Genomic DNA, 11,873 nt, shown 5'->3' with positions numbered 1-11,873 from the left:
CGCCACGCAGGCTCGCGGCACCGCCGCTGCCGTCCATGTTGCGCGCACCCGGCGGTGCGCCGGCCCCCCGGCCGGGCGAGATCCTGGCGCTGCTGGTGGCGCGCGATGAGGCGCTGCGGCTGCCGGACGCGCTGGCCCGGCTGCGGCAGCTCGGCGTGGACCGGCCGATCGTGGTGGACAACGGATCGCGCGACGCAACCCGGGAGATCGCTGCTGCGGCGGGGGCGCATGTCGTGCTGGCGGAGGACGACTATGCGGCCTCAGGCTTCGGCGTCGCCTGGACCAATGCGTTGCTGGATGCCTATGCGCGCGGCCACTGGGTGCTGGTGCTGGACGTGGACGAGCAGCTGGTCTTTCCCGGCAGCGACCGGGTCGGGTTGCGCGCGCTGACCGCGCATCTCGACACGCTGGGCAGCGAGGCGCTGCGCACGGTGACGCTGGACTGCTTCCCGCCGGGGCCGCTCTTGCGCTGCGCCTATCGTGCCGGGACGCCGCTGGTCGAGTCGGCCTGCATGTTCGAGCCGCCAACGCTGCGGCGGGAACGCATCACCGACTTCCCGCACGCACTGGATTATGGCGGCGTGCGGGAGCGCCTGTTCTTCCCGGAGGCCGATCCACGCCGGACTCTGCGCTGGCTGCACCAGCGCCTGTTCAACCTGGGGCTTCGCCTGCCGGGCCTGGCGCAATCGACGCGCTTCGCCCGCCTGGCGCCGCCACGCTCCCCCACGCTGACCAAGGTGCCCCTTCTGCGCTGGCGGCAAGGCGCGGCGCTCCTCGCCTCCACGCATCGCCTGGCCCCGATGGCGATGGCGCCACGGCAGCCGAGCGGCGTGCTGCTGCACTTCAAGTTCCTGCAGGACTTCCATGCGCGCGCGCAGGACGCCGTGGCGCGGCGGGCGCACTGGGACGATTCGCGCGAGTACCGGCGCTACCTGGAACGCATGGAGACGGAGCCTGAGTTCTCGCTGTGCAGCCCTGCGGCGCGGGCCTATCGCGGGCCGGAGCAGCTGGTCGCGCTGGGGCTGATGGAGGATACGGCGGACTGGCAGGCGGCCCGGGGTGAAGCGCCGCGGCGGGCGGTGTAGTCTGGCGCGCCCCGCCTGCGGAGCCGCCATGGCCCTCTATCTCGTGATCCACCGGCCCGATGAGGCCGCTGGTAGTGCCGCCGACACGGCGAGCCGCGCCGCGCTGCGCGACGCGGTGTGGGAAGTGGCGGATTCGCACTGGGCCCCGACGGAGGAGGCGACGCTGGTCTCCACCGATCTCTCCGCCGACTACCTGCTGGCCCATTTCCGCAGCGGCATGGCCCGACGGGGCTACAAGGAACCGGGGCTGGTCATGGTGGTGCCGATGCGCGACGGCGCGGCCTTCGCCGGCCTGCCGGAGGATGGCGCGGCCTGGATCGCGGGCGCGATGTAGCGCGCCGGGCCGCCCTATCCGTGCAGGTGGCAGGCGACGCCGCCCTGCCCCTCTCCGGGTGCCGGCGTCCAGGCCGGCAGGATGCGGGCGCAGACCTCCATGGCGTGCACGCAGCGCGGGTGGAAGGGACAGCCGGACGGCGGGTTCGCGGCCGAGGGGATCTCGCCGAGGATGCGCGGCAGCTCCGCCCGGCGCGCCGGGTCCGGCACGGGGGAGGCGTCTCGCAGCATGCGGGCATAGGGATGCATCGGGTCGGCCAGCACGCGGCCGGCCGGCCCCTCCTCTACGATGCGGCCGAGATACATCACCGCCACGCGGTCGCAGAACCAGCGCACCACCGAAAGGTCGTGGCTGACGAACAGGAAGGACAGGCCCCGGCGCTGCCGCAGCTCCTTCAGCAGCAGCAGCACCTGCGCCTGCACCGAGACGTCGAGCGCTGAGACCGGCTCGTCCGCCACGATCAGCTCGGGCTCCACCGTCAGGGCGCGGGCGATGCCGATGCGCTGGCGCTGGCCGCCGCTGAATTCATGCGGGAAGCGGTCCAGCGCCGCGGGGGGCAGGCCGACCTCCTCGAGCAGGGCGGCGGCGCGGCGGCGCGCGGCGGCACCTTCCGCGATGCCGTGCACGCGCATGGGCTCGACCAGGGCGGAGCCGATGGACTGGCGCGGATCCAGCGACGAATAGGGGTCCTGGAACACGATCTGCATCCGCCGGCGCAGCGCCTTCAGCGCCGCGCCGGAGGCGGTGCGCAGGTCCTCTCCGCGGTAGAGTACGCGGCCGGCATCGGGCTCCGTCAGGCGCAGCAGGGCGCGGGCGACGGTGGACTTGCCGCAGCCGGATTCGCCGACCAGGCCGAAGGCCTCGCCTTCCGCGATGCGGAAGGAGACGTCCTCCACCGCGCGCACCGTCACGGTTTTCGGTCGGGGGAAGCCCTTGCGCGTGACGAAGTGCTTGCGCAGCCCGTCGACTTCGAGGACGGCGCTCATTCGTTGCGCAGCTTCGGATCGGTGGCGTCGCGCAGCCCGTCGCCCACCATGTTGAGGCCGAGCACCAGCAGCAGGATGGCCAGCCCCGGGAGCGTGGCGAGCCAGGCGGAATCCAGGATGTTCTCGAAGCCGTCGCGCGTCATGCCGCCCCAGGTCGGCGTCGGCGGCTTCACGCCGAGGCCGATGAAGGAGAGCGATGCCTCCACCCGCACGGCGGTGGCGAGCCACAGCGTGGCCATCACCATCACCTCCGAGGTGATGTTCGGCAGGATGTGGCGGAACAGGATGCGGGTGTGGCTGAAGCCGAGGGCGCGCCCGGCCTCCACGAAGGCGCGTTCCTTCAGCGCGAGCGTGGGCGCGCGGGCGATGCGGGCGAAGGGCGCGATGGCCGTCAGCGCGATGGCGACGATCAGGTTCACCAGGTCCGGGCCGAGCAGCGCCACCACGATCAGCCCGAGGATCAGCGACGGGAAGGAGAGCAGGACGTCCATCACCTGCATGGTGATCAGGTCGAAGCGCCCGCCGATATAGCCGGAGACCATGCCGATGGCGCCGCCGATCACCATGGCGATAGCGATGGCGGAGAGCGAGACGGAGAGAGAGATCCGCGCCCCCCAGAGCAGGCGCGACAGGATGTCGCGGCCGAACTGGTCGGTGCCGAGCGGGTAGTCGCCGCCCGGCGGCAGCAGCCGGTCCAGGATGTTCTGCTCCGCCGGGTCGTGCGGCGCGATCCAGGGCGCCAGCACGGCGCCGAGCAGGATCGCGAGGCAGATCAGCGCGCCGACCATGGTCGTCGGGTTGGACCGCGCCTTGGCCAGCGCGCGCTTCCAGGCGGCGGGCGGCGGGGGCGCGACGGCCTCGGCCGGGGTGCGGCTGTCCGATGCGGCGCTCATGTGGCCTGCACCCGGGGGTCGAGCACGCCGTAGAGCAGGTCCGTCACCGCGTTCACCACGACGATCAGGAAGCAGTAGATCACCATCAGCCCCTGCAGCATCGTGTAGTCCCGCTGGTTGAGCGCGCCCACGATGATCTTGCCGAGGCCGGGGCGGTTGAAGACGATCTCCGTCAGCACGGAGTTGCCGAGCAGGATGCCAACATAGAGCCCGACCACGGTGACGATCGGCAGCGAGGCGTTGCGAAGCCCGTGCACCCAGACAACGCGCCGCCACGGCACGCCCTTGGCGCGCGCGGTGCGGATGTAGTCCTCCGACAGGGAGGCGAGCATGGCGCTGCGCGTCACGCGGGTGATGTAGGCAGCCATGACCAGGCCGAGCGTCACCGCGGGCAGCACCAGCTTGTGCAGCCGGTCGGCGGGATCGTCCAGGTTCGCGCTGCCGATCACCGGGAACAGCCGCCAGTGCAGCGAGAAGAGCAGCAGCGCGAAGATGCCGGAGACGAAGACCGGGAAGGACAGGCCGAAGAGCGAGAGGATGCGCGCCGCCACGTCGATCGCGCGGTTGCGATGCAGCGCGGCCCAGATGCCGACGGGCACGCCGATGATCACGCCGAACAGCATCGCCGCGACGGTCAGGTCGATGGTGTGCGGCAGCACCGCACCCACCTCTGCCAGGATGGGCCGTCCCGTGACGAGGGAATTGCCGAAATCCCCAGTCAGCGCATTGCCGAGGAAGGACAGGTACTGCTCCCACAGCGGCCGGTCCAGGCCGAGCCGCGCGCGCAGCGCGGCCGCGGCCTCGGGCGTTGCCTGGTCGCCCAGGATCACCAGTGCCGGGTCGCCCGGGACGATGCGGACGATCACGAAGACGAGCGTCAGCACCGCCAGCAGCGTCGGCACGGCGGCCAGCAGCCGTCGGACGAAGAAGAAGACCATTCAGCGTCGCCCGGCGGCCGCGTGCAGACCCACGATCAGCGGATCCGCGTCTGCTCGGTGATCACCGGGCCGAGCGACATGGAGCCGCGCAGCTGGTAGCCGTAGTCCACGTTGTCGCGGCGGGCGAAGACCAGCAGCGTCTCGATCAGCGGCACGCCGCAGACATTCTGCACCAGGATCTGCTGCGCCTCGGCCCAGAGCCGCTTCTGCTCCTCCACATTCGTGCTGACGCGCGCGGCGTCGATCTGCGCATCGGCCTGGTCGCAATGGGAGAAGTTGGTGACCGCGGTCGGCGTCTGCACGCGCGACCGGCCGTGCCAGAACTGCGTCAGGTAGATGTCGGCCACCGGGAAGCGGGCCGCCGAGTAGTAGACCAGCGGCGAGAGGTCCTGGCGGATCTGCTGGTGGAAGGTGGCGTGCTCCACCACCTGCAGGTCGAGCGTGATGCCGGACCGGCGGAGCTGCTGCTGGATGACCTGCATCATCGTCAGCATCTCGGGCAGCTGGGTGTGGATGACCCGCACGGTCAGGCCGTTGGGGTGGCCGGCCTCGGCCAGCAGCTGGCGGGCCCGGTTGGTGTCGGGCGGCAGCAGCGGCTGCTGGGCGAAGCCGAGATAGCCGCGCGGCACCACGCTCTGCCCCTCCCGCGCCACGTCCTGGCCGCGGAAGCGCACCAGCTCGGCCCGGTTGACGGCATGGGCCAGCGCCTGGCGCACGCGGATGTCGTTGAAGGGCGGCTGGCGCGTGTTGAGGTTCAGGATCGCGAGTTCGCCCGGCTCGAAGACGTCCACGACGGTGTTCGGCACCTGGCGGGTGCGGTTGATCCAGGTCTGGTCGGCGCGGCCGTAGTTCACGTCCAGCTCGCGGTTCTGGAAGGCCAGGTCGCGCGAGGCGTCGGAGGGGATGAAGCGGTAGCTGACGCGGCCGAGCTGGGGCGTGCCGCGGAAATACTGGGCATGGGCCACCAGCTCCGCGCTCTGGTTCGGCGTCACGCGGTCCAGCGCGAAGGGGCCGGTGCCGATCGGCGCGCGCACGAAATCGGCGCCGCGCTGCTCCACCGCGCGGCGGGAGACGATGAAACCGCCGGAATAGTTGGTGAGGATGCCGAGCAGGCTCGGCACGTTCTCCCGCAGGACGATGCGGACGGTGTGGGAATCCACTGCCTCCACGGTCTGGAAGGCGCGGAAATCGGCCGCGAATGCGGAGCTGGCGGCGGTGCCGGACTTGCGCAGGCTGAACACCACGTCCTCTGCCGTCAGCTCCCCGAAGCCGCCGTGGAACTGCACGCCGCGGCGGAGGTGGAAGGTCCAGGTGCGACCGTCCGCGCTGGTCTCCCAGCGTTCCGCCAGGTCGGGCTCAATCTCCGAGGGGTCAATGGAGCCGGGCTTGAAGCGCACCAGGCCGCTGAACATCCAGGCGACCACGACACGGTCGATGGTGGAGACGGCAAAGTGCGGATCCAGCCGGCCGACATCCTGCGCCGCCATGCCGACGCGCAGGGTCGGGCCGGACTGCGCCTGCGCGGCGGCGGTGGCGGCGACGGCGAAGGCCGTGCCGAGCAATGCTGCGCGAAGCCCCTTCATGGGTGCTCTCCCTTCCTCGTGTTCAAGCTTGTTGCGCATCCTGCCGCGCGAAGCGGCCGATGTCGAAGGCTTCCAGCGGCACGTCGCTGCGACCGTCGAGCACCAGCTCCGACAGCACCAGCCCGACGCCGGGACCGAGCTGGAAGCCCTCGCCGCAGAAGCCGAAGGCGTGGATCAGGCCAGGCGTGGTGCGGGACGGGCCGAGCACGGGGAAGTGGTCGGCGAAAGTGCCGTCCGTGCCGGTCCAGCTGCGGATCACCATCGCGCCGGCCAGGCGTGGGATCAGCCGCACGGCATCGGCCATGCTGGCCTGGGTGGCGGTGGCGGAGGGCCGCGTCACGAGTCCCTCCTCATCGCCGGATCCGCGCCCGCCGCCGAACACGACGTTGCCGCGCGAGATCTGGCGCAGGTAGAGCCCGCCGCCGACCACGCCCAGGCTGTGCGGGCAGAAGCGCGGCAGGGGCTCCGTCACCAGCATGTTCGGATGCAGCGGCTGGATCGGCACGGGCTCGTCGAAGGCCGCGGCGACCTGGCCGCCCCAGAAGCCCGCGCAGTTCAGCAGGACCGGTGCCGCGAAGGTCGTGCCGCCCGCCTCCACCATGAAGCCGTCGCTGCGATGGGACAGCGCGGTGACGGCGTGATTCTCCAGCACCGTCGCACCGGCGGACCGCGCGGCACGGGCGAGCGCAGGTGAGAGCAGGCGCGGATTGGCACAGCCATCCTCGGCCAGCAGGCTGCCGGCCACGACCTGGTCGCTGAAATAGGGGTGGTCGGCGCGGATGGCATTGCGGCCGATCATGCGCGTGACGAGGCCGTGCTCCGCGGCGATGGCGTTCCAGCGCAGCAGCTCCGCCTCGTCGGCCTCGCTGCGGGCGAGCTTCAGGTGGCCGCAGGGATCGAACTCGGCATCGGTGCCCGTCAGCTCCGGCAGGCGCGACCAGATCTCGCGCGCCTTGCGGGCCAGCGGGATGCCGGCGGGGTGGCGGCCCTGCTGGCGGACGCCGCCGTAGTTCACGCCGGTCGCCTGGCTGCCGACCTGTCCGCGTTCCAGCAGGATCACGCTTGCGCCGCGCCGGGCGAGGAAGAGCGCGGCCGCGCAACCCGCGCCACCACCGCCGACGATCAGCACATCGGCGCGGGTCACGGCGCAACCATCGGCATGGGCAGCGGCTTGACCGGCGGCTGCCCGCGCAGGCGGCCGGCCTGCTCGACAGGGATGCCCAGCGCCTCCGACAGCACCTCCGCCGCGGGCGGGCCGCAGACGCGACCCTGGCAGCGTCCCATGCCGACGCGGCTGAGCGCCTTGGCCCGGTTGACTTCCGGCGCGCCGAGCCGCGCGGCCTCCCGCAGTTCGCCGGCGGTCACGGACTCGCAGCGGCAGAGGATCGTGGCATCCGCCATGCGGCGGGCGAGATGCGCCGGGAAGGGGAAGGCACGCTCCAGCGCCGCGCGGAAGCGCGCCTCGGTGCGCAGGCGGCCGTCGAGATGGCCGCGCAGGGCCAGGTCCACGCTGCGGCCGTGGTCCTCCAGTAGCGCCAGCGCGGCGCGCGCGCCGGCGTGTTCAGCGACCTCCGCACCGCCGATGCCGGCACCGTCGCCGGCGAGATAGACGCCGGGGACCGGCGAGCGGCCTGCGGCGTCGCGTTCGGGTACCCAGTTGTGCTGGGCGGCGTCGAAGCGGAAGGGCACGCCGGCCAGGTCGGCCAGTTGCGCCTCCGGCTTCAGGCCCCAGCCCAAGGCAACGGCGTCGCAGGGCGCGACATGCTCCCGCCAGCCGGAATCGCGCCAGCGCAGTGCGGCGACCTTGCCCTCGCCCTCGATCGCCAGCGGCGTCGCGTCCTCCGCGATGGTCACGCCGCGGGCGCGCAGCGCAGCGGTATAGCGCAGGCCGCGGAGGAAGGTGGGCGTGTTCCACAACAGGCCGGGCGTGGCCAACAGCTTGGTGAGGAAGGAGGTGGTGTCCAGCACCAGCGCAGGGGACGCGCCGGCCTTGGCGTACTGCAGCGCCGCCAGCCAGAGCAGCGGGCCGGTCCCCACGAACACCGGGCGCGCGCCGATCGCCGCACCCTGGGCCTTGAGCGCGATCTGCGCGCCGCCCAGCGTCGTCACGCCGGGCATGGTCCAGCCGGGGACCGGCACGATGCGGTCCATCGCGCCGGTGCAGAGGATCAGCGCGTCGAAGCGGATCTCGCCCGGGCGCGTGCCGCGAGTGACGACGTCCAGCACGCCATCGCGCGGGCGGATGTTCCACACCAGCGTCTCCGGCCGCCAATCCGTGCGCGGCTTCAGCGCATCCAGCGTGGCATGCAGCGCCTGCGCCCGCTTCGCATCGGCGCCGTAGAGCGCGCGGTGGGATCGCGCGAAGCCGGGCGGCGGACGCTGGTAGATGCGCCCGCCGCCGTCGGGCGCCTCCTCGATCCAGGCGGGCTCGATGCCGGCACGCAGCAACTGCTCCACGGCGCGGACGCCGGCCGGGCCGGCGCCGACGACAGCCACCCTCATCGCCGGGTCACCCGCATGCCTTCCTCGGCCAGGGTGGTGCAGGCGCGCACCACGCCGCGGCCTTCCAGCAGCACCCAGCAATCCTGGCAGGCGCCCATCCAGCAGAAGCCGGCGCGCTGGCCGTCGCCGAACTCGCTGGTCCGCACGCCGTCCAGCCCGGCGACGAGCAGCGCGGTGAGCAGCGTGTCGCCCTGCCGCGCCTCGAGCGGCACGCCATCCACGGCCAGGACAATGCGCGGCCGGTCGGCCTCCAGCACGCGGACCACGGTCATGCCAGCGCCTCGAAGCGGCAGTTCACCCTGATCTCGCCAACGGTCGCGCTGTTCGGCAGGCGCAGCACCGTCTCGACCAGCACGGCGACATCCTCCGGCCGACTCATCTTCTCCCGCGGCCAGTTCGCCCTCGCGGTCATGTCGGTGGCAACAAAGCCCGGGCAGAGCGCGGTGGCGCGGATGCCGTGGTCCCAGCCGAGCCGGCGGACCTCCTGCGTCAGGGCGACCACGGCGAACTTGCTCATCGCGTAGCCCAGGTTCTCGTTCGCCACGCGCTTGCCGGACAGCGAGGCGATGTTGACCACCCTGCCCTCCCCGCTGGCCACCAGATGCGGCCAAGTAGCGCGGATCACGCGCATCGGGCCCTTCACGTTCACGCGCCACATGGCGTCGTGCGGCGTCTCGTCGGCATCCAGCAGGCGCGCCATGGGGTTGATGCCGGCGCTGTTCACCACGGCATCCACGCGGCCGAAGCGGGCGATGGTGGCGGCGACCCAGGCTTCCGCGCTGCCCTCCTCCTCCGCCTCGTAGCGATGCACCAGCATGTCAGGCGTGTGCGGCAGCCTGGCGGGGTCGCGGAGCCCGGCGCTGACCAGCCAGCCCGAGCCGTGCAGGCGTCGCAGCACCTCCCGCCCGATGCCGCGCGCGGCGCCGCTGACCATCGCGACGCGGCCGACAGGATCAAGCATCGGCAAAGGCTCCGGTGGCGACGTGGCAGCGCGCGGCATGGCCGGGCGAGACCTCGGCCAGCACCTGCTCCCGCTCGCAGCCGGTGCGCGCCAGCGGGCAGCGCGGGGCGAAGCGGCAGCCGGGCGGCATCGCATCCAGCGGCGGCACGCGGCCTGGGATGGCGGCCAGCGCCTGGTGCGGCTGGTCCAGGCGCGGGATCGCGGCGAACAGCGCGCGCGTATAGGGGTGCCGCGGACTGGCGAAGATCGCGCCGACCGGCCCCTGCTCCACGATCTCGCCGGCATACATCACCGCAACGCGGTCGGCGATCTGGGCGACGACGCCGAGGTTGTGGGTGATGAACAGCACCGCCGTGCCGTGCCTCTGGCGCAGATCGGCCAGCAGCCCTAGCACCTGCGCCTGGATGGTCACGTCGAGCGCCGTTGTCGGCTCATCGGCCAGCAGCACGGCGGGGTTGCAGGCCAGCGCGATGGCGATCATCACGCGCTGGCGCATGCCGCCGGAGAACTGGTGCGGATACTCGTTCAGGCGCTGCGCAGCGGAGGGGATCTTCACCTCCTCGAACAGCTCCCGCGCGCGAGCCATCGCCGCGGCGCGGTCCATGCCACGATGGATGCGCAGCGATTCCGCCACCTGGTCGCCCACGGTCATCACCGGGTTCAGCGAGGTCATCGGCTCCTGGAAGATCATCGCCATCCGGTTGCCGCGGACCCGCTCCATCTCCGCTTCCGGCAGCGAGACCAGATCGCGCTCGTCCAGCACGATCCGCCCACGCGCGACGCGCCCATAGGGCGGCTGCACCAGCCCCATGACGGAGAGCGCGGTGACGGACTTGCCACAGCCGCTTTCGCCCACCAGCGCCAGCGTCTCGTCGCGCATCAGGGTGAGCGAGAGATTGCGCACCGCCGGATACCAGCGCCGATCGATGCGGAACTCCGTGGTGAGGCCGCTGATCGCCAGAGCGGGCGTGCCGATGGCGGGCGTCATGCGGCGAAGCGGGCCTGGGTGAAGGGGGCGATGGGCAGGTTGGTAGCGCCGCGCGCCATCAGTTCCGCCACCGCCGCGCCGGCGGCCGGGCCAAGCTGGAAGCCGTGCCCGGAATAGCCGAAGGAGTGGAACAGGCCCGGCATGGTGGTGCTTTCCCCGATCACCGGGATCTCGTCGGCGGTGCGCGCCTCCGTCCCCGTCCAGGTCCGCATGATCCGCGCGCCGGCCACGCAGGGGAAGAGCTCCGCGGCGATGCGCGCGGCATGGGCCAGCCGGTCGAACAGCACTGTGGACGTCTCGGTCTCCGGGTCGTTCAGCCCCTGGTGGCCGCCGCCGATCACCACCGTGCCGCTCGCCGTCTGCTTGAAGGACAAGGCGCGGGAGGCGGCGCCGACCGTGGGTTCGCAGAAGCGCGGCAGGCGCTCCGTCACGATCATCATGCTGGCCTTGACGCCGCAGGGGATCTCCTCCCCCGCCATGCGCGCGACCGTCGTGGCCCAGGCGCCGGCGCAGTTGGCGACTCGCTCGGCCTCGTGCGTCGCGTCCGGCGTGACGACACGCAGCGTGCCCGTGGCCGTGCGCTCGATGGCGGTCACGCCGGCGCCCTCCACGATGGTGGCGCCGGCCTGCTGCGCGGCGCGGCGGAAGGCCATCACCGTGCGCATGGGGTCGGCGGAGCCGTCGCCGCGCGTGACCAGCGCGCCGACGACATGCGGCGCCACGGCGGGCAGCAGGCGGCGGACCTCGGCGCGGTCCACCACCTCCTCATGCGTCCAGCCCAGCGCGCGCACCTGTTCAGCGCGGGCCTCCAGCTTGCGCAGGTCGGCCTCGCTCTCCGCCACCTTCACCTGGCCGCCGGGCGTGAAGCCGCAATCGTCGCCGACCAGGGCGGGCATGTCCTGCCACATCTCCGCCGAGACGACGGAGAGCGCGATCTCGCGCAGGTCGCGGCCGAGGCGCCGCACGCCGCCGGCATTCACGCCGGAGGAGTGGCGGCCGACATGGCGGCGTTCCAGCACCGTCACCTGCCAGCCCGGCATGCGCGCCAGGTGCAGGGCGGTGGACAGGCCGTGCAGCCCGCCACCGATGACGACGGCGCGGTTCATCGGCCTCGCATCCGGCCCAGACCTCCGCGCCTGCCAGCGCTCCGATCATCGGATGCGGTCATGTCGCCAGGGCGGCGAGTTCGCCCAGCGTCAACGGCTTGGTCGGGAAGCGCGTGCGGAAGGGGTCCACCTCCGCCGGGTCGGCGCCGCGCGCCGCGGCGATCACGGCATGCACGGCCGGCCCGCAGACGCGGCCCTGGCAGGGCCCCATGCCCGTGCGGGTGAAGGCCTTGGTCTGGTTGGCGCCGAGGCAGCCGAGCGTCACCGCTTCCCGCACGCGGTCGGCCGTCACCTCCTCGCAGCGGCAGAGGATGGTCTCGTCGGGGATCGCGGCGGCCGGCAATGGCGGGAACAGCGCATCGAGGAAGGCGCGCGGGGCAAGCTGGCGGTTCAGCGCCATGCGCCACCGCCCGGCCTCCGCGTCGCGCTGGTCCGGCGTCATGCGGCCGAGGGCGCGCGCGGCGTCCAGCGCGGCGAGGCGCCCGGCGATGGCGGCG

13 protein-coding genes are annotated in these 11,873 nt (G+C 72.5%); 2 read left to right on the top strand and 11 right to left on the bottom strand.

The annotated features are described in order from the left end of the window. The coding region (locus tag OZN99_RS15450; RefSeq protein ID WP_270936143.1) for a glycosyltransferase family 2 protein at positions 1 to 1,085 on the top strand (1,085 nt) is incomplete at its 5' end. Positions 1,086 to 1,113: 28 nt separating this feature from the next. Beyond that, positions 1,114 to 1,419 carry a hypothetical protein gene (locus OZN99_RS15445; protein WP_270936142.1) on the top strand — a complete coding sequence of 102 codons (306 nt, stop codon included), beginning with the start codon at positions 1,114 to 1,116 and terminating at the stop codon, positions 1,417 to 1,419. A 14-nt stretch (positions 1,420 to 1,433) separates the two neighbouring features. Here OZN99_RS15445 and OZN99_RS15440 read toward each other — a convergent pair whose 3' ends face one another. The 11 genes from OZN99_RS15440 to OZN99_RS15390 all read right to left on the bottom strand — a co-directional run. Further along, on the bottom strand, positions 1,434 to 2,405 hold the full coding sequence (locus OZN99_RS15440) for an ABC transporter ATP-binding protein (RefSeq protein WP_270936141.1): 972 nt from the start codon (positions 2,403 to 2,405) through the stop codon (positions 1,434 to 1,436). Continuing rightward, the gene (locus OZN99_RS15435; RefSeq protein WP_270936140.1) at positions 2,402 to 3,298 is read right to left on the bottom strand and encodes an ABC transporter permease; all 897 of its coding nucleotides are present in this window, start codon (positions 3,296 to 3,298) and stop codon (positions 2,402 to 2,404) included. The genes OZN99_RS15440 and OZN99_RS15435 overlap by 4 nt, the downstream gene beginning before the upstream one ends. After that, entirely contained in the window at positions 3,295 to 4,236 is a 942-nt protein-coding gene (locus tag OZN99_RS15430) for an ABC transporter permease (protein ID WP_270936139.1), read from the bottom strand. Before OZN99_RS15430 ends, OZN99_RS15435 begins: the two co-directional genes overlap by 4 nt. A gap of 35 nt (positions 4,237 to 4,271) precedes the next feature. After that, positions 4,272 to 5,819 carry an ABC transporter substrate-binding protein gene (locus tag OZN99_RS15425; RefSeq protein WP_270936138.1) on the bottom strand — a complete coding sequence of 516 codons (1,548 nt, stop codon included), beginning with the start codon at positions 5,817 to 5,819 and terminating at the stop codon, positions 4,272 to 4,274. 22 nt (positions 5,820 to 5,841) lie between these two features. After that, complete coding sequence (locus OZN99_RS15420) at positions 5,842 to 6,963, bottom strand: NAD(P)/FAD-dependent oxidoreductase (protein WP_270936137.1); 1,122 nt, start codon at positions 6,961 to 6,963, stop codon at positions 5,842 to 5,844. Beyond that, entirely contained in the window at positions 6,960 to 8,321 is a 1,362-nt protein-coding gene (locus OZN99_RS15415; RefSeq protein WP_270936136.1) for an FAD/NAD(P)-dependent oxidoreductase, read from the bottom strand. Before OZN99_RS15415 ends, OZN99_RS15420 begins: the two co-directional genes overlap by 4 nt. Then, positions 8,318 to 8,593 (bottom strand): (2Fe-2S)-binding protein, encoded by a 276-nt coding sequence (locus tag OZN99_RS15410; protein WP_270936135.1) that lies wholly within the window; start codon positions 8,591 to 8,593, stop codon positions 8,318 to 8,320. Before OZN99_RS15410 ends, OZN99_RS15415 begins: the two co-directional genes overlap by 4 nt. After that, positions 8,590 to 9,282 carry an SDR family NAD(P)-dependent oxidoreductase gene (locus OZN99_RS15405; RefSeq protein WP_270936134.1) on the bottom strand — a complete coding sequence of 231 codons (693 nt, stop codon included), beginning with the start codon at positions 9,280 to 9,282 and terminating at the stop codon, positions 8,590 to 8,592. Before OZN99_RS15405 ends, OZN99_RS15410 begins: the two co-directional genes overlap by 4 nt. Then, on the bottom strand, positions 9,275 to 10,270 hold the full coding sequence (locus OZN99_RS15400; RefSeq protein WP_270936133.1) for an ABC transporter ATP-binding protein: 996 nt from the start codon (positions 10,268 to 10,270) through the stop codon (positions 9,275 to 9,277). The genes OZN99_RS15405 and OZN99_RS15400 overlap by 8 nt, the downstream gene beginning before the upstream one ends. Then, positions 10,267 to 11,376 carry an NAD(P)/FAD-dependent oxidoreductase gene (locus OZN99_RS15395; protein ID WP_270936132.1) on the bottom strand — a complete coding sequence of 370 codons (1,110 nt, stop codon included), beginning with the start codon at positions 11,374 to 11,376 and terminating at the stop codon, positions 10,267 to 10,269. The genes OZN99_RS15400 and OZN99_RS15395 overlap by 4 nt, the downstream gene beginning before the upstream one ends. A gap of 58 nt (positions 11,377 to 11,434) precedes the next feature. Then, a partial coding sequence (locus OZN99_RS15390) for a (2Fe-2S)-binding protein (RefSeq protein ID WP_270936130.1) occupies positions 11,435 to 11,873 on the bottom strand: 439 nt, incomplete at its 5' end.

Origin of the sequence: Falsiroseomonas oryzae, from assembly GCF_027856955.1 — a bacterium.
Lineage (GTDB): Bacteria > Pseudomonadota > Alphaproteobacteria > Acetobacterales > Acetobacteraceae > Falsiroseomonas > Falsiroseomonas oryzae.
This window is presented reverse-complemented; position numbering and strand designations above follow the sequence as displayed.